14 protein-coding genes are annotated in these 17545 nt (G+C 56.2%); 11 read left to right on the top strand and 3 right to left on the bottom strand.

Features of this window, described 5'->3' with window-relative positions; translation table 11 throughout:
• The first annotated feature begins 34 nt into the window (after positions 1-34).
• Complete coding sequence (locus AC1DK3_RS05465; protein WP_477191250.1) at positions 35-1081, top strand: NAD-dependent epimerase/dehydratase family protein; 1047 nt, start codon at positions 35-37, stop codon at positions 1079-1081.
• 106 nt (positions 1082-1187) lie between these two features.
• Here AC1DK3_RS05465 and AC1DK3_RS05460 read toward each other — a convergent pair whose 3' ends face one another.
• A complete protein-coding gene (locus AC1DK3_RS05460; RefSeq protein WP_477191249.1) occupies positions 1188-2243 on the bottom strand; it encodes a hypothetical protein in 1056 nt (351 codons plus the stop codon).
• On the bottom strand, positions 2240-3745 hold the full coding sequence (locus AC1DK3_RS05455) for an HAD family hydrolase (protein ID WP_477191248.1): 1506 nt from the start codon (positions 3743-3745) through the stop codon (positions 2240-2242). Before AC1DK3_RS05455 ends, AC1DK3_RS05460 begins: the two co-directional genes overlap by 4 nt.
• Positions 3746-3949: 204 nt before the next feature.
• Here AC1DK3_RS05455 and AC1DK3_RS05450 point away from each other — a divergent pair, with 204 nt between their 5' ends.
• The 6 genes from AC1DK3_RS05450 to AC1DK3_RS05425 all read left to right on the top strand — a co-directional run bounded on the left by AC1DK3_RS05450 (position 3950) and on the right by AC1DK3_RS05425 (position 10914).
• Complete coding sequence (locus AC1DK3_RS05450) at positions 3950-4933, top strand: glycosyltransferase family 2 protein (protein ID WP_477191247.1); 984 nt, start codon at positions 3950-3952, stop codon at positions 4931-4933.
• 80 nt (positions 4934-5013) lie between these two features.
• Positions 5014-6510, top strand: a complete 1497-nt coding sequence (locus AC1DK3_RS05445; RefSeq protein WP_477191246.1) for a lipopolysaccharide biosynthesis protein — start codon at positions 5014-5016, stop codon at positions 6508-6510.
• 382 nt (positions 6511-6892) lie between these two features.
• Complete coding sequence (locus AC1DK3_RS05440; protein ID WP_477191245.1) at positions 6893-8182, top strand: methyltransferase domain-containing protein; 1290 nt, start codon at positions 6893-6895, stop codon at positions 8180-8182.
• Between the two features lie 3 nt (positions 8183-8185).
• Positions 8186-8971 carry a sugar phosphate nucleotidyltransferase gene (locus AC1DK3_RS05435; RefSeq protein ID WP_477191244.1) on the top strand — a complete coding sequence of 262 codons (786 nt, stop codon included), beginning with the start codon at positions 8186-8188 and terminating at the stop codon, positions 8969-8971.
• A 9-nt stretch (positions 8972-8980) separates the two neighbouring features.
• Positions 8981-9634, top strand: a complete 654-nt coding sequence (locus AC1DK3_RS05430) for a PIG-L deacetylase family protein (protein ID WP_477191243.1) — start codon at positions 8981-8983, stop codon at positions 9632-9634.
• 170 nt (positions 9635-9804) lie between these two features.
• On the top strand, positions 9805-10914 hold the full coding sequence (locus AC1DK3_RS05425; protein ID WP_477191242.1) for an acyltransferase family protein: 1110 nt from the start codon (positions 9805-9807) through the stop codon (positions 10912-10914).
• Positions 10915-10954: 40 nt separating this feature from the next.
• On the opposite strand, the gene rfbC is transcribed toward AC1DK3_RS05425, so the two are convergent.
• Positions 10955-11503, bottom strand: coding sequence for a dTDP-4-dehydrorhamnose 3,5-epimerase (gene rfbC / locus AC1DK3_RS05420; RefSeq protein WP_477191241.1), 549 nt, complete (start codon positions 11501-11503; stop codon positions 10955-10957).
• A 43-nt stretch (positions 11504-11546) separates the two neighbouring features.
• Between rfbC and AC1DK3_RS05415 the strand changes: the two genes are divergently transcribed.
• From AC1DK3_RS05415 to AC1DK3_RS05400, 4 genes are all read left to right on the top strand, one after another.
• On the top strand, positions 11547-12884 hold the full coding sequence (locus AC1DK3_RS05415; RefSeq protein ID WP_477191240.1) for a DUF4910 domain-containing protein: 1338 nt from the start codon (positions 11547-11549) through the stop codon (positions 12882-12884).
• Positions 12881-14044, top strand: coding sequence for an acyltransferase family protein (locus AC1DK3_RS05410; RefSeq protein WP_477191239.1), 1164 nt, complete (start codon positions 12881-12883; stop codon positions 14042-14044). The genes AC1DK3_RS05415 and AC1DK3_RS05410 overlap by 4 nt, the downstream gene beginning before the upstream one ends.
• A gap of 184 nt (positions 14045-14228) precedes the next feature.
• On the top strand, positions 14229-15488 hold the full coding sequence (locus AC1DK3_RS05405; RefSeq protein ID WP_477191238.1) for a glycosyltransferase family 4 protein: 1260 nt from the start codon (positions 14229-14231) through the stop codon (positions 15486-15488).
• Complete coding sequence (locus AC1DK3_RS05400) at positions 15485-17515, top strand: glycoside hydrolase family 9 protein (RefSeq protein ID WP_477191237.1); 2031 nt, start codon at positions 15485-15487, stop codon at positions 17513-17515. Before AC1DK3_RS05405 ends, AC1DK3_RS05400 begins: the two co-directional genes overlap by 4 nt.
• Positions 17516-17545 lie beyond the last annotated feature (30 nt).

The following is a 17545-nucleotide window of genomic DNA, read 5'->3' as shown; positions in this document are numbered from 1 at the left end:
TGAACATCGATCAATGGGCGGCAGAGTTTTATAAATGAGAGTCTTTCTGACCGGCCACATGGGCTATATCGGCACAGTGATGACGCCGGCCCTCCTCGCTGCAGGTCACAGTGTTACAGGTTGCGACAGCGATCTTTATGAACGCTGCTCCTTCGCCAGCGGCGGAAAGATCGTCGATATTCCGTCGATCCGAAAGGACATCCGTGATCTTGAAACCAGCGACCTGGCTGGCTTCGACGCCGTCGTTCACCTTGCGGCCCTTTCCAACGATCCGTTGAGCGATCTCAACCGCGATACGACGTACGCGATCAATCACCGTGGCAGCGTGCACGTTGCTCAGGTCGCCAGGAGTGCCGGGGTCGGCCGCTTTGTCATGGCCTCATCGTGCAGCAATTATGGATTGGCGGGCGACGACTTCGTCGACGAGACCGCGGCCCTCAATCCCGTGACAGCATACGGAGAATCGAAGGTCTGGTCCGAGCGCGACATCTCGAAATTGGCGAGCGACGATTTCTGCCCGACGTTCCTGCGTCCCGCTACCGCCTACGGACTTTCGCCGAGAATGCGTTTCGACATCGTCCTCAACAATCTCGTCGCCTGGGCTGTGACGAAGCGGCTGATCTACTTGAAGTCGGATGGCACACCCTGGCGGCCAATCGTGCATATCGAGGATATTTCACGGGCGTTCGTTGCTGCGCTGGCTGCTCCGGCCGACAAGGTCTTCAACCAAGCATTCAATGTCGGTAGCACGTCCGAAAACTACAGGATCAGTGAGATCGCAAACATCGTCGCCGAGGTCGTGCCGGGCTGTCGCGTCGAATATGCGAACGACGCCGGTCCCGACAAGCGCTGCTATCGTGTGAACTTTGATAAAATCACCGCCGCGTTGCCGGATTTCAAACCGCAATGGACGGCGAAGGCTGGAGCCCAACAGGTTTACGAAGCGTTCAAGGCATCCGGCTTGACCCTCGAAGAATTCGAGGGGCCGCGCTACCAGCGCATCGCGCATATCAGAGGGCTTTTGGCGGATGGCATCATCGATACTACGCTTCGCCATACGGCAAATGCTGCGTTCGGTTAGAGCAGGCTCATTCAGATGTTAGCGTACGATTCAAGACGCATTCGCGCGCTTGCCGTGACCTCTGCGTGCAGCCAACTGCTGACGACCAAATTCTTTGCGACGGGTATCAAAACCCGTGGGCGTCAGCTGTCGTCTCCAGCTTTGGCTGTTCAACCCGCCGGTCATCGGCGACCCTCTCCAGCCAGATTTCACGCCACCAGGGAATGATGCTCCTCGGACAAAGCATTCTGCAATCAGAGTATTGTCCCAAGCAAATCGGCCCTTCCAAAGATACGGCTCGATTCTTCAGTTGCCTTAGTCGCCCTGTCTTCTCATCAATGAACGTCTCAATAATCGTTTTTATCCGGAATTCCTTGCCGCAGTAGGGCGCCATTTCTGCGTCGAAAGACAACCCTCTGTTTTTTTGATTGGCATCGATTGTCTGCAGAATTTCATCAAGCGATTTCACGCGGACTAGGTCTCCGGGCTGGAAATTCGCAACTACCCATGGCGCAGGCTGTCCTTTGGGCAGCTTCCCCTTTGCTCCTGGGTATGGCCCCCACACAAATGAAAAGAGATTGTAAGCCCAACGCAACGGCCGCCCGATCTTGAGGCCGGACCTCATCAATGTCGCGAAGGTTCCGAAAGCCAGGCCATTCAAGATCGTCCGCAAATCCACATTACCCGATCTGTAGTCTTGCGCATATTGCCGTATGTCCCACCACGCCATTGGTGCCGAGAATTGCATGACGTCCGTGCCTTGGCACATATAGACTGGTCCGTCCTTGTCGCGCTTCAACTCGGCGCTGGCATAGACGTCTGCTTCCGAACAAATAGTCCCATTCAACTCGATTGAGGGTGGTTTCGAAGACGCAGGCTCTGCGCCAGCGCGCTTCAGCCAAGCCGTTTTCCAATATAGAAGGCAGGCATGCTGGCAACCGCCGTGCGATTCTCCATCACACCGGAGAGGCAGATGCACCGTTTCCGGGATTGATCGCGATTCGCCCGTATAAACATAATCACATGTTTTGTGAGCGCTTTTGTAAATCCTAAATTTCTTGCCGCAATACTTGAACATCTCCGGTAGGAAAGGAAGTCCTTCCAGCCGTCCGCTCTTGTCCAACGTCGCCAAAATTTCTTCTTTGGAACGGACCTCAAACCATTCGCCAACTTGGATCGTCATTGCCCTGCAACCTCACCCGGTTGCGCACGATTCTGCGGATCCATGATCCAGGAGTTGCTGGAAGCGCGATCGTCCCGGGTCTCCGAAGAGACATCAACACGCCGCGCGGATTCGAAAACCTCATGGAGGTCTACCCGGGCCAAGAATACAGTCCAAAGCAATAAGCCAAGTGCACACCACGTTATGAGCGCCGCGGGTCCTATCGAGGCTACCGTGATCAAGGAAACCAGAATGAAAGATATCAAACGCACGAGGCCAATTCGCGCCTCAGGCCAGTCGGAAGACGGCCGTAGCCGGTATATCAGGTACGGAAGCCACCGGGAAAACAGATGAGCGGATAGCGCTGCGATACCCGCAGGCTCGATCCTCACCACGACCGTAAAGGCTGCGATGCGGCCAATTTGGAGAAATGGATAGAGCCAGATGCGGGTCTGCTTGTTCAGGCGGTTGTAGGAGCGGAAGCAGGTGTAGATGACGACCAGCAATGCCATCCAAGCGACGAAGTGAATAGCAAAAGCGTTTTGCGAGGGATGCAACATTGCTATCCCGGCCGCGCCGCTGATCGTCGCCCAGATCCATGGTTGTATCGGGGGTGTACTAATTAACTCCGTACTGAACGCTGCAGTGAGTTTTGGATCGCTTTCATGCTGGGACGCGACCAAATCGTTATCGACATAGCCACGTTCATAAATTGCCCAGAACGATAGAAGGAGGAGAAAAAGGCCTCCGAAATGGGCGTATCGATTGGCTGACAACCCGATCGAGCTCAGCACCCAATATGCGAAATCACTCAGCAATATCGCGCGAAAAACATAGCGCTCGCCTGGATGCTTGATGCGCGCGACATATTCTCCCGGCAGGTAGGCGTCACCGAGCGCACGCCGATAACTCGCTTGAGGCCAGCGCGTTCGCAGAGGAGTTTTACATGCACGCAACAACTCCACATCAGCTGTGGAATCCGTCACCACCAAAGACTGAGCTACCGCGGCGTGGCCGAGTTTGCGGACAGCCATCTTCAGCTTGCCGTCTCGACGGTCTGCAAATGAACGCATACGGGATGCGATCAGAGGTAAATGCGCGTACCCCATAGCTGCAAGCAGAGGTTTGACGATCGAAACAAAGCCAACCGTTACAACGACTGGCTCATTGGTCCGAGCCTTCAGCGTAGTCATAAGTTCGGCATTAACGTGTTGCTTGGCAAGAGAAGCTACCCGAGCGCGCCAACGCCAGAGGGTCCACGGGAGCGCAATACAAACGATGATTGTTCGCCAGTTGTCTTGGGTATCGCGGCCGGTAAGACGCCACGGCTTCAAAACATCGAGAACCCGCAACAACAGGGCTGCCAACCACATCGGTCGAGCGCAATCGATAAAGTCTTCGGTTGAGTTGCGGAGATACAGAGTTTCATCGAAATCGATCAGCAACGGCCCTTCGTGAGCTGCCAGCGCCACGAGCGCCGCCTCCGGCGTTACGTCATATTCGCACGTGCTGCCATAGCTCATGGAATTAAAGACCGCCGAAACGTACCCCGGGCTTTAATGCAAATTCCATAGAGGTGTATCATGAATCAAGCCTGCGAGGTAGGGATCATAGGGTTCGACGCAATCGCTTTACTGATCAATAATTACTTTTCCAATTGGTTAGCGTGCCCAACTGAAGCCCTACGACTCTGACTTCATTACAGACGGAAGGCCTTGCGAAGAACGATGTCCACGGATTGCCAGCCTCACGTCAGCATCGTGACGCCGATGCACAACAATGCCGAGCACGTTGCAGAATGCATCGAGAGCGTTCTAGCTCAAACCTACTCGAACTGGGACTACGTGATCGTCAATAATTGCTGCACGGACGGATCAGACGAGATAGCGCGCAAGTTCGCCAAGACAGATTCTCGCATACGAATAATCGATAACGAAAAACTGCTTCCGGCGGTGGTCAATCATAACCATGCGTTGCGTCAGATCAGCCCGAAAAGCAAATACACGAAGATGGTATTTTCCGACGATTGGCTTTTTCCGCATTGCATCGAACAAATGGTCAACCTGGCTGAGGCCAACGCTTCGGTAGGAATTGTCAGCGCCTACGGGCTCCAGGGCGTCAATGTGGTTTGGACCGGGTTATCATATCCCAGCAACCGTGTGCCGGGCCACGAGCTTTGCCATGATTATTTCCTAAAGGGCCTCTACGTCTTCGGCACTTCCCAATCCGTACTCTATCGATCCGACGATGTTCGGAGGAGGGATCCGTTCTTCAATGAAGCAAGCATGCATCCGGATCGGGAAGTCTGCCTGGACATACTGCGCGATTCCGATTTGGGCTTCGTGCATCAGGTTTTAACATATTCGCGTGTCAGGCCAGGCTCACTCACCGACAAGGCGGCGCAGTTGAACACCAGTATTGCGGGCCGTCTTTTCGAGGCGACCAAGTACGGACCCGAATTCCTGTGTCCGGCCGAACTCAGCGAGTACGTGAAAAGGTTGCTTGACGAATACTATAATTATTTGGCCATCAGCTTGATGCAGCGAAAGGAAAGTGCGTTCTGGAACTATCACAAGCAAAAGTTCGCAGAGGCTGGTTTCACCTTCTCTTACCCTCGCCTCGTAGCAGCATTTGTGAAGAGATGCCTCATAGCGTTGGTCAATCCCGCAGAAACACTGGCTAAGCTGAAGCTGATGCGACCCGCCTCCTAGGTCGATGCTCACCTCATTCCCGCAGCCAGTTCGAATGATCCTCTCTTTATCTATATCAGCCGAAGCCGCCGGAGCGACGCGTGGACAACTTGAAACAGACGGCGTTGCGCAGCGGCCTCGTAAAGCTCGTCGGTCAAGGACTCAGCCTTTTTCTCCGGCTCATTTTCCTTTTTGTATCCGCACGCTTGCTCGAGCCGAGCGATTTCGGCCTGATCGGGATGGTCACGGCTGTAACCGGCGTCTATCAACTGTTCACGACAGCGGGTCTTTCGACGGCAACGATCCAGAAACCCAACATCACCGATCAACAGCTTTCGACGCTTTTCTGGATCAATGTCGTTTTCGGAGCGGCTTTAGCCCTCCTTTGCGCGGCAACCGCGCCGCTCGTCGTCCATTTTTACAATGAGCCGCGCCTCTTCTGGGTGACGATCGCCGTTTCAGCCGGTTTTTTCTTCACCGGCTTGGGCGTGCAGCACTGCGCGCTACTCAATCGGCAACTGCGCTATTACGAGCTTGTCGCAATTGAGCTTTTTAGCCAAATAGCGGCCATGGTCGTCGCGCTCGGTATGGCGGCGTTGGGTTTCGGATATTGGTCGCTCGTCGCGAGCGCGACCATTCCTGCGGCTCTGATAACGGCGGGTGCTTGGACGGTTGCAGGCTGGATTCCGGGCGCGCCGCGCCGGACACACGGCGTCCGATCAATGCTGTTTTTCGGCGGCACCGTCACGCTCAACGGTCTCGTGACGTATGTCGCATATAACATGGACAAGGTTCTTTTGGGTCGCGTATGGGGCCCAAGTGCCGTCGGTATTTATGGCCGGGCGATTTCCTTGATCGACATACCCACATCAAGTCTCAATCAGGCGCTCGGCAGCGTGATGTTTGCCACACTGTCTCGATTGCACGACGATCCTCAGAGGCTCAAAACCTACTTTCTCAAGAGCTATTCGGTGCTTGTTTCGATTACCCTGCCAGTGACGTTTTTCTGCGCGCTATTCGCGAACGAGATTATCCGCGTCGCGTTAGGGCCAAAATGGGCGGAGGCTGTGCCCATCTTCCGCTTGCTGGCGCCGACCATCGCGGTGTTCGGCATGATCAACCCCCTTTACTGGTTCCTTCTTGCGGCGGGGTTGCAAAGAAGAAGCCTTAACATTGCGTTGTTCATAGCGCCTTGGGTGACGGCCTTTTATCTCATCGGGTTGCCGTACGGTGCCCAAGGCATTGCAGCTGCCTTCTCGGCAGCCATGGTGATCGCTCTAATCCCGTGCTTGATGTGGTGTCTGCACGGCACCGTCATTTCGCTACGCGAGCTGCTGCTATCGATATCCCGGCCCGTTGCTTCGGTCGTCATATCTGCGGCGGTCGGGCTCACATTCCTGCAATTTGCCGGTGACTGGTCCTCCGCGCTGATCAAATCGATCATCGGGGGCGGTATTATGGCTATGACCTATTTGTTCGTCCTGCTGTTCGTATTCGGACAACGAGATTTTTATCACGGCCTGTTCAAGAGCTTAATGGGAGGCTCGGCGGCATCGGCCGGTCCCATTGATCTTGAAGGCCAAAGTTCGATCCCCTGACGGCAGATTTCGCGCCACCAAACCAGGATTGCAGATACGCCCCATTTCAGGTTCGCTTGAGGCACCAGGGGCATTCATCAGTCGGCGGAGGGACATCGGGATGCAGGCGCTGGCGGCGCCTTATCGTCGTTCGCTGCGGTTATTTTCCGTTATTAAAAATGGGATATATCGACGGTTAATCGCTATTGTGCCCTCGTCCGCCCACGCGGAACGAGTCACGTGATTTGCCTATGCCGTTAATCTCAGAATGTCCGGCACCATTCACCCTTGGCCTCGAAATTATCCTGAATGAGGGATCGTCCATATAAGCTTGCAGCCGGCGCCTCGGGCAGGAGGCACGTTTTCTTCACCAAAAATACTATGTGACGGCGGGATTTTATCAATGCAGATCGACGCGCTGACCGCTTCCGAGCCTTCTCATCGCGAGGGCGCAGGCAAATGTTGCCGGCTTTGTCAGGCGCCGTTGATGAAGACATTTGTCGATCTTGGAATGTCGCCTCTTTGCGAAAGCTTTCTGGCGGCCGATCAGACCGATCGCATGGAGCCCTACTTTCCGCTCCACGTTCTTGTCTGCGATAAATGCTTCCTGGTTCAATTGCAGGAATACGTGAACCCCGAAAGCATCTTCACGGAATACGCGTACTTTTCTTCGTACTCGACGTCATGGGTCGAGCACGCCAAAAAATACACTCACATGATCAAGGATCGCCTTGGTCTTGGTCCTCAAAGTCAAGTCTACGAGATCGCGAGCAACGACGGATACCTGCTGCAGCATTTCCTACCGCTGGGCATCCCTGTTACGGGCATCGAACCCGCCGCTAACGTTGCGGAGGTGGCGCGCGCCAAGGGCGTTCCGACGCTCGTGGAGTTTTTCGGAACGGAGCTCGCCCGCCGCCTCGCTGACGAGGGGCGCCGGGCAGACCTTGTCATCGGCAATAACGTGCTGGCGCAGGTTCCGGACCTGAACGGCTTCGCGGCCGGCATGGCGCACTTGCTGAAGCCTGAAGGTGTGATCACGATCGAGGTGCCGCATCTGACGCGCCTCATCGGCGAAAATCAGTTCGACACGATCTATCACGAACACTTTTCCTACTTCTCGCTCACGAACATGGATCAGCTTGCTAGGCGCCACGGTCTCAGGGTGTTCGATATCGAAGAGCTACCGACACATGGTGGGTCGATCCGCGTTTATATGTGTCGTCAAGATGCCAGCCACGTCGCCACGCCATCAGTAGCGAAAGTGCGCGCCGAAGAACTGGCGATGGGCTTCAATGCGATCGAGGCGTACCTGAAATTCGCGCCCAAAGTGCACGCGACCAAACGGAAGCTTCTATCGTTCCTGATCGATTGCAAGGAACGACGGAAGCGCATTTGCGGCTACGGCGCGCCCGGCAAAGGTAATACCCTACTGAACTACTGCGGTATCGGCGTCGACTTCCTCGACTTCACAGTCGATCGCAATCCCTACAAGCACGGGCGCTTCACCCCGGGAATGCATATTCCGATCCTTCCCGTTTCGGCAATCGACGAGGCCCGTCCCGACTACATCCTGATCTTGCCCTGGAACCTGCGCGACGAGATCGCCGCCCAGCTTCACTATACCTCCAAATGGGGCTGTAAGCTGATCGTGCCTATTCCTGAAGTTTACGTGATTGATCCGCGTGAGGCTTGAGAAATGAAAGTCGTTCTGTTCTGCGGCGGGCTCGGCACGCGCATCCGCGACTATTCGGAGGCGATCCCGAAGCCAATGGTCCCGGTCGGCCACCAGCCGATATTGCTGCACATCATGCAGTACTACAGCAATTTCGGGCATCGCGATTTCATCCTGTGCCTCGGTTACAAGGCGAACGTCATCCGCGAATATTTTCGCGATTTCGATCCCTCCGCCTACAGCGACTGCGTGATCTCGGAGTTCGGCAAAAAAGTCGAAGTCCTCGGCCCGCAACCGCCGGACTGGCGTATTTCCCTCGTCGACACCGGAATGTGGCGCAACATCGGCCAGCGCTTGCTCGCAGTGAAGCACCTCGTTCAGGACGAAAAATATTTTCTGGCAAACTACAGCGACGGCCTCACTGACGCCCCCATCCCCGAAATGATCGATCGCCTGAAGAAAAGCGGCGCCGTGGGATTGTTCGCGGCCGTTCGCCCGCCGTTCAACTTTCACCTTGCGGAATTCGGCAACGACGGCCTGGTCAACCGCATGCGGTCGAACCAGCAAAGCGATATATGGATCAATGGCGGATACTTCGTATTTTCCAGTAAGATCTTCGACTACATCCAAGAGGGGGACGAATTGGTGCTGGAGCCGTTCAATCGCCTGATTGCGGAGCGACGGCTCATCGCTTTCAAGCACGATGGATTTTGGCGTGCGATGGACACTCTGCAGGACAAGCGCGTGCTGGAGGAGATGGTCGAGAAGGGGAGCATGCCCTGGCGCATGCAGTCGAATGCCGCCGAGTAGGGATACCAGATGCTTCCGCTAAAGCTTCCGGCAGCAGGCGAACGGCTTTCCGTTTTGTGCCTAGGTGCGCATTCCGACGATATCGAAATCGGCGCCGGCGCCACGCTGCTACAATGGATTTCGACGGGCGCAAAGCTCGATATTCTTTGGTGCGTCTTGAGCGGAATCGGCGACAGGGAAGCGGAGGCGCGAGGATCGGCGAAGTCTTTTCTTCAAGGGGCAGAAACCGCCGACGTTGAGGTGATGTCGTTCAAGGACGGCTTCTTTCCGACGCAAGGAGAGCAAATCAAGGGTTGGTTTGAAACGCTCAAGGACAGGTTCAAACCGGACCTGATTTTGACGCACCGGCGCGACGACGCCCACCAGGATCATCGGGAGGTCTGCCGCCACACGTGGAATACGTTTCGCGACCACCTGATCCTCGAATATGAAATTCCGAAATGGGATGGTGACCTGGGTCAGCCCAATTTGTACGTTCCGATTGCGGGTGCCATTTTGGGCCGCAAAATCGAACTTCTCATGAAGCATTTTGGCACGCAGCGTTCGAAGCACTGGTTCGACGACGAGACCTTTCGCGGGCTTGCGCGTTTGCGGGGCATGGAGTGCCGGGCAGCCGAGCGTTATGCGGAAGCGTTCGTCGTTCGCAAACTGACTGTCGCGTAGAACCTGAAATTTATAAGCAACGGATTGCCGTAAATTGGCCACGCTGCCTGTTGTCCAATTCCAAATGCCTCGTGAGGCATTAAAGTTGCAATGCTCGAAGATCTATTTAGCGGTTATGGGCCCCTGACAAAGGAGATTTCTCTAGCCATGCTTTCCGGATCGACACGCGTATGAGCAAGGCGCATGCGCTCAGCATCCCATCACTGGACGGCATTCGCGCGATCTCGGTTCTGATTGTTGTTTTGTCTCATTCAGGCTTCTCGGCCGTGCCCGGCGGCCTCGGCGTCACGATATTCTTTTTTCTAAGCGGATATCTGATCACGACGCTCCTGCTCGCCGAGAATGAGATGACTGGTGAAATCGATATTTTGAAGTTCTATGCGCGCCGCGTGTTCAGATTGATGCCGCCACTGCTGATCACGCTCGCGATCGCGTATAGCCTCACGTATTTCGGATGGCTGCAGGGGGGCATATCATGGTACGGGCTGGCGGCCCAAGTCACATATTTCGCCAATTACTACGGCATATTTTTTGATCCCGGGAACACGGTTCCGGATGGGACAGGCATCCTGTGGTCACTCGCGGTCGAAGAACACTTCTACATGTTTTACCCGCTGCTTATGTCCTTCCTACTGGGTAGCAATGTGCGTCCACGCACGATTGCCGTGCTGCTCGGCATCGGCTGCCTCGCAATCCTGGCTTGGCGCATCCATCTCATAGCCACGCCGGGCTTTATGTCCCTTCGAACCTATTACGCCTCCGATACGCGGATCGACTCGATCATTTACGGATGCATCCTGGCCATCGTCGCGAACCCCGTCAAAGCCATGCATCGAGGGGGCGCGATGTCTCCTATGCAGTGGGCATTGTTGGCAATCGGGGGCGGCACGCTGTTGGGGACTTTGCTTTATCGCGATGAAACGTTTCGCGAAGGCATCCGCTATAGCCTGCAGGGCCTCGCCTTGATGCCGATATTCTATTTTGCGATCCGGTTCTCCCATCGCCCGCCGTTTCAGTTTTTGAATTTGCCATTGGTAATGAAAATCGGCGTCTACTCGTACGTGATCTATCTGAGCCATTACGTGGTCATCAGACTTTTTGCGGCAGATTTCCCCGCAATCGCCGCGAAGCCCTACCTCATGTTTCCGATAGCCCTTTCGATCTCGATCGCCTTCGCGGCAGTCATTGATCGCTTCGTTGATCCCTATTTCAGACAGCTCCGGCGGCAGTTCCGGCCGGGAGCTGTCCCAAGACCTGCTGTTTTAAGCGCCACCGAGTGATCGATGGCACAACATTCTAGTGGTATACGAAAAGCTGGCTCTAGCTTTCCGAACGAACTTTTTCGGAGAAATCCGGCCAGCGCACGTCCTTTGCCGAGATATCCGTCACCGGCATCGGCCATGAAATATTGAACGCCGGATCGTCGTAGCGAATGCCATCGGATGCATCGGCCGAATAAAACTCAGTCATCAGGTACGAGATTTCCGTTTCCGGTTCGAGCGTTTGAAAACCGTGAGCAAACCCGCAAGGAACGTAGAGTTGCAGTCCGTCGCCGGCGCTCAGCCTGTAAGATTCCCACTGCATATAGGTCGGCGACGTGGGCCTGATATCTAGCAGCACGTCGTGAATTGCACCCACAAGGCAGCGGATCAATTTGACCTCTTCATGCGGGGCACGCTGAAAATGCATGCCGCGCAAAGTGCCCGTTTTCAAAGTCCGCGAAACGCTTCCCTGCACGAATGCCGTCGCGAGACCTGCAGCTGCGAACTCGTGGACACAGAACGTCCTCGCAAAGTAGCCTCGCTCGTCCTTTACTGGTTCGAGGGCGATTAGCTTGACGTCTTGCAGTCGAGTGGCTTGAAAGCGCATGCTATCCCGTCGAAGATCGATTTAGAGGCGATAAGGTTATCAGATGGACTTCTGGCCTGACCCCGAGAAAATTGGCGGAGACATCTACAGTCTAGCTACTCAAATCTTTCCGATTTGCCGAAGTATCACCGGGAACGGCGTTCGCGCAACGCTGGACCACCTCGCAGAGCACATTAAGCTTGATGTCTATGAGGTGGCGACCGGGACGCCGGCGTTCGACTGGACGGTGCCGCGAGAATGGAACATTCGTGACGCCTACATCAAAGACAGCGCAGGCAACAAGATCGTCGACTTCGCAGAGTCCAACCTGCACGTGATGAGCTACAGCGTACCCGTTCGCGCGCATCTCTCTCTCTCCGAGTTGAAGAAGCATCTGCACTCGCTTCCGCTTCAGCCCGAGCTCATTCCTTACCGCACATCGTATTATGCGGAAAACTGGGGCTTCTGCGTCCGCCACTCGCTGCTCGAAAGCCTCAAAGACGATACGTACGAAGCCGTCATCGATTCAACGCTTGCGGACGGTTTCCTTACCTATGGAGAGTTTCTGCATCGAGGCGAAATCGATGACGAGGTTCTGTTATCGGCACATATTTGCCATCCGTCCCTGGCTAACGACAATTGCTCGGGACTCGCGCTGCTGACGTACCTCGCAAAGGCCATCGCTCAGCAGAAGACTCGATACAGCTACCGGCTTTTGTTCGCTCCAGGCTCGATCGGGGCGCTCACCTGGCTCTCACGGAACGAAGACAAGATTCATCGCATCAAGCATGGGATCATAGTTTCGGGCGTCGGCGACGGAGGGGGGCCAACTTATAAGAAAAGCCGTCGCGGCAACGCCGAAATCGATCGGGCGGCATCACATGCGCTGAGATATTCGGGCATGCAGGCCAACGTTATCAACTTTTCTCCCTATGGATATGACGAGCGGCAGTATTGCTCTCCGRGATTCGACCTGCCCGTCGGCCTATTTCAGCGAAGCAAATGGGGAACGTTCCCTGAATACCATACGTCTGCCGATAATCTCGAATTCATAAAGCCGGAGGATCTAGGCCAGTCCTTCAGGCTCATCACCGAAGTCATTGGCATTCTCGAAGGCAATTTCTGGTACCAGAATACGTCTCCGAAGGGCGAGCCGCATCTGGGCAAGCGGGGTCTTTATGGCGCGATCGGCGGCGACAAAGCGGGACCGGCAAGGATCATGACAATGTTATGGGTACTCAACCTATCGGATAGCCGGAACTCGCTGCTCGACATTGCCGAGCGTGCCGAGTTGCCTTTTTCGGAAGTCTCGTCGGCTGCTGCGATGCTCGAAAAACATGGCCTTTTGCGAAGGGTGACGCCGGTGGACGCCGCCGCGGGACCGGCTGGCGACCGGCAGTGACATATCGGTGGAATGAAATAACCGCAGGTAAGCCGGGCCTACGGGATGCCGGCCGTTTCGCGATGATCGACGGGCTGCGCGGCGTCGCGGCCTTCGCCGTCTTTCTTTTTCACTGCGGCGAAGGCGGTCACCTTACAAACCTGATGGCCGTCACTCCCGCTTGGTTCGAATGGATTATCCACCAAGGGCACCTAGGCATTGCGATCTTTTTCGTCCTCAGCGGTTTCGTCATTGCCCATTCGTTACGCAGAAATTCAGTCACATTTCCCCTTGTAGGCAGATTTTTGCTTCGCAGATCCGTTCGGCTGGATCCGCCGTATTGGTTCGCTATTGCACTGACGATCGGGCTGGCCGTCGTCTCGGCTTACTTCGTTCCAGGCAAGCAGCTACCCTCGATTTCTGCGGGGCAATTCGTTGCGCATGTCTTCTATTTGCAGGAAGTGCTTGGATACCCCGAAATTGGCCCGATCTTCTGGACGCTTTGCCAGGAAGTTCAGTTCTACCTGATATATGCCCTTCTTCTTGCCGTGACGCGCAACGATCCGGCTCAGAGCATGCAGGGACGCGCAACCGTCGTGGGGATCGCGGTGGCGGCGCTAATCAGTTTGCTGTGGCCGCTGGGCATCGTCACCTGGGAGCCGTGGCGCGGCAGCTTCCTTCCCCTATGGCATTGTTTTCTACTGGGCGCCGGAGCCTATTGGACGTGGCAATACCCACGGATGGCGATCTATTATTTTTCCTACGTCGCAATACTGACTTTTGCCGCGGCGTTGAAACTCGACGACGTGACGCTGGCCGCCGCATTGACGGCTATCGCATTGTGGTATGCGACCACGACGGGCGGCATTTATCGCTGGTTGAATTGGCGCTGGTTGCAGTTCCTGGGCCTGATCTCCTACTCTCTTTACCTCGTCCATAATCCGGTTTCCGGCGGTCTATTTCGCATCGGGTATGACCTCACGGGGCGTTCGGTTTTGACCGAGGCCTTCTGGTGGGTGATCGTTATTCTGGGGTGCGTGTCGTTTTCCGCAGCAATGTGGTGGTTGATCGAGCGGCCGAGCATGGCGTTGGCGAAGCGCATCAAGCTCGAGGCTCCGAAACCTGTGAATTCGGATAGGGAGAAGCCTGCCTCCCTCTTTCCTGAATCGCAGGCTAAATGAGGCACGCGCGATAGAGATCGCGTGATCGAACCCCGTTCTATTTAGCGTATTTTCGGTTTCTATTCGGGCAATTGGGAAGTTGGTCATCCAACCTCATTGACACTGTCTTAAAGACATTGACAGACTACTGTACGAGCCAGTTTCGGCCAGTCTTCCAGCCTAGAATGTATGACCGAGAATCCGGATGAGTAATCCAGAACGCCTCAGCGTTCTCTACGTCTCGCAGATGCCCGCCAGTCCTCCGCGCTTTGGTGCGCAAGCGCGGATACACGGACTGATGACGCAACTGGCCGAGCGCCACCACCTCACCGCCGTGATGCTGGTCGACGATGAGTTCGACGAAGACGAGAGCCGGGCGGCCATGCAGGCCTATTGCCGTGAGGTTGTGCTTGTTCCAAATCCGCATAGTCACGAAGGTCCGACCAAAAGATTGGAGCAGCTTAAGTCCCTGATCTCGACCCGAAGCTTCGAGCGGTTGCGCGCCACGGTCCCGGCGCTCCAGTCGGCGCTTGACCGTGTTCTTCAGGCAAAGCGGTTTGACATCGTCAATCTCGAATTCTCGTTTCTTGGCCACTGCAATCTTCGCCAGGCTCCGGCCGGCGAGAGGCCGCCCGCTCTCGTCGTCGATTCGCACAACATCGACTTCGAGCTCGCGAAGCAGTACGCGCGTTCGGGCAGCAGCCTGATCCGTCGGCTCTACGCCGGGGTCAACTGGCGCAAGCTCAGAAGAGAGGAACTTGGAACCTATCGCGACGCAGATGGCGTCTATCTTTGCAGCGCTGCGGATGAACGGCGCGTGCTCGGCGAGATTCCGGACGCAATCACGGCCGTCATCCCCAACGCGGCTGACGTTGACTACTACCAGCCGCGCCCGACCGATCCGCCATCGGACGGCCGCACCCTACTTTTCTTCGGGCTGCTTTCTTACATCCCCAATGTCGACGGTGTGCTGCACTTCGTCGAGGACATCTGGCCGCTGATCGCCAACGCCCATCCCGACGCGCGCCTGAAGATCGTCGGCAAAAACCCTCCGCCGCAGCTCAAGGCACTGGCCGGGCCGCGGATCGAATTCACCGGATTCGTACAGGATCTGCGGCCTCACCTTGCGTCGGCCGCCGTCGTCATCGTGCCACTTCGCCTCGGCGGCGGTACGCGCCTCAAGATCGTCGAAGGCATGGCGATGGGCAAGGCCATCGTCTCGACTGCACTCGGTGCCGAGGGAATTGAAGCTCAGCCCGGCCGCGATCTTCTGATCGAGGATGAGCCGCAAGCATTCGCGGACGCTGTCGGCCGGCTCCTTGCCGATCCAAAACTCGCGGCCCAGATCGGCCAAGCGGCGCGGAAGCTCGCGGTCCAGCGGTATTCCTGGGCGAGCGCAGCACAGAAGCTCGAAGGTTTCTATCGTCAAATCTTGAATGCCGGCTCGCGAGGTAAGCGCTCATGACTTTGAGATCGACGCGCAAGTTAGCGCTTTCCGGTTTGGCGCTATCGATCGCTATCCTCGCGAGCCCTGAAGCCTCGGCCGCGGATGCACAGTCTGCAACTTCCACGTCGGCGGATAAACCGACCACTGACACATCCTGGAACCAAGGACTGAAGATCGGCGTCAACGGCGCGATCCCAGTCATCGTCGTCGATCAATTCGGCTATCAGACAAAAAGCCCCAAGGTTGCCGTTATCAGAAACCCCCAGACGGGATACGATAAAAGCGCTTCGTTCACGCCCGGCCACGAACTTCAAGTGGTCGACCGCAGCTCCGGCAAAGTCGTAAAAAGCGGAAGCCCGACTCCCTGGAACAATGGCGCGATGGATGCAGTCTCAGGCGACCAGGCGTGGTGGTTCGACTTTTCGGACGTCAAAACGCCGGGGACCTACGCGATCGTTGACGTCGAGAGCCAACTCAGATCCGTAGACTTCGACATCGACGATCATGTTTTTCAGCGTGTGATGAAGCATGCCGTCCGGATGTTCTTTTACCAGCGCGCCGGCATGAAAAAGACGGCGGAGACGGCCGGCGCATCGTGGGCCGACCGGGCGAGCCATCTCGGTCCGGGACAAGATCCTTATACCCATTCGTGGCTCGCCAAGGATGACGCGTCTCTGGTCAAGGACCTCAGAGGCGGATGGTTCGACGCCGGCGATTACAACAAATATACGAACTGGGCGGCGCGCAACATTATCTCTCTTCTCCGGTCCTACGACGAAAACCCGGCCGCATTCGGAGACGACTATAGAATTCCGGAATCGGGCAATGGCATTCCCGACATTCTCGACGAAGCGAAGTGGGGCCTGGATTGGCTCGTACGCATGCAGAATGGCGATGGTTCGCTGCTTTGCGTTCAATCGCTGTCGGAAGCGAGCCCGCCTTCGGCGGCGACCGGGCCGAGCTTTTACGGTCCTCCGACCACCAGTGCCAGCCTCATGGGAGCGGCCGTATTCGCCTACGCTTCCAAGGTGTTTTCCGCCCGCCCCGAACCAGAACTGAAAGCGTATGCGGCGGACCTTGCCAAGCGAGCAAAAACGGCATGGGCCTGGGCGACGGCAAATCCGCAGGTTCTCTACTACAACAACGACAATGGGAAGCAGCCCGGTTCGCAGGGTCTCGCATCCGGTCAGCAGGAGATGGATGACGCTCATCGTCTCGCCGCGCGGTTTGAAGCCGCCGTATATCTCTTCGAGATTACGGGCGAGGAGGGATACGCAAAGTTCGCGGAAGCAAACTTCGCATCCATCGTGCCTCACTGGGGGCCTTCGCAGTGGGATGCGGCCGGCCAGGAAGCCTTGCTCCATTACGCGCGACTTTCGGGCGCGAGCGCTTCCGTCAAATCGGCGATCATCGGGCAATTCGTCACCACGATGACGCAAAAGGCCGACCAGTTGCCAATGGTCCTCGACAAAAAGGACCCGTACCGGTCGCCGATGAAAGATTTTACCTGGGGGAGCAATCAGTCGAAGGCGACCCAGGCGAGACTCTACGAACTTCTCGCGATCCACACGCCCGACCCGAAGGTAGCCGCGCAGGCAAAATCCGCCGCGGCCGAATACCTTCACTATATCCATGGCGTGAACCCACTCGGACTCGTCTACCTCACAAACATGAAAGCGGCGGGCGCCGAGAATTCGGCGATAACGATGTACCACGCTTGGTTCTCGTACAGTTCGCGCCGCTGGTCGAAAGTCAGCGGCATCAATCCAGGCCCGGCGCCGGGCTACCTCGTCGGCGGCCCTAACCCCTCCTATGCCGTCGACCCGTGTTGCTTTTCCCCGTCCGGATCGCCGAGCTACAAATGCTACATGGCTGCTGCTTTTTCGCTGTGCCGCCGCGGGTTCTCACCGCCGTTGGAGCAACCCGCCAGCAAGTCCTATCTCCAGTTTAATGATCCGTGGCCTGCAGATTCCTGGGCGATCACCGAACCGAGCACCGCCTATCAGGCCGCATATATTTTGGCCCTCTCAAGATATCTGAATTGATGGATAGAGGTGCGGCTTGTAGGCATCCAT

The organism is Hyphomicrobium sp. 01T421 (assembly GCF_056398805.1).
This window is presented reverse-complemented; position numbering and strand designations above follow the sequence as displayed.

What these genes read in the sequence shown, in the direction of transcription:
- AC1DK3_RS05465 (WP_477191250.1), top strand. Translation starts at nt 35, where the DNA reads ATGAGAGTCTTTCTGACCGGCCACATGGGCTATATCGGCACAGTGATG.
- AC1DK3_RS05460 (WP_477191249.1), bottom strand. Translation starts at nt 2,243, where the DNA reads ATGACGATCCAAGTTGGCGAATGGTTTGAGGTCCGTTCCAAAGAAGAA.
- AC1DK3_RS05455 (WP_477191248.1), bottom strand. Translation starts at nt 3,745, where the DNA reads ATGAGCTATGGCAGCACGTGCGAATATGACGTAACGCCGGAGGCGGCG.
- AC1DK3_RS05450 (WP_477191247.1), top strand. Translation starts at nt 3,950, where the DNA reads ATGTCCACGGATTGCCAGCCTCACGTCAGCATCGTGACGCCGATGCAC.
- AC1DK3_RS05440 (WP_477191245.1), top strand. Translation starts at nt 6,893, where the DNA reads ATGCAGATCGACGCGCTGACCGCTTCCGAGCCTTCTCATCGCGAGGGC.
- AC1DK3_RS05435 (WP_477191244.1), top strand. Translation starts at nt 8,186, where the DNA reads ATGAAAGTCGTTCTGTTCTGCGGCGGGCTCGGCACGCGCATCCGCGAC.
- AC1DK3_RS05430 (WP_477191243.1), top strand. Translation starts at nt 8,981, where the DNA reads ATGCTTCCGCTAAAGCTTCCGGCAGCAGGCGAACGGCTTTCCGTTTTG.
- AC1DK3_RS05425 (WP_477191242.1), top strand. Translation starts at nt 9,805, where the DNA reads ATGAGCAAGGCGCATGCGCTCAGCATCCCATCACTGGACGGCATTCGC.
- rfbC (WP_477191241.1), bottom strand. Translation starts at nt 11,503, where the DNA reads ATGCGCTTTCAAGCCACTCGACTGCAAGACGTCAAGCTAATCGCCCTC.
- AC1DK3_RS05405 (WP_477191238.1), top strand. Translation starts at nt 14,229, where the DNA reads ATGAGTAATCCAGAACGCCTCAGCGTTCTCTACGTCTCGCAGATGCCC.
- AC1DK3_RS05400 (WP_477191237.1), top strand. Translation starts at nt 15,485, where the DNA reads ATGACTTTGAGATCGACGCGCAAGTTAGCGCTTTCCGGTTTGGCGCTA.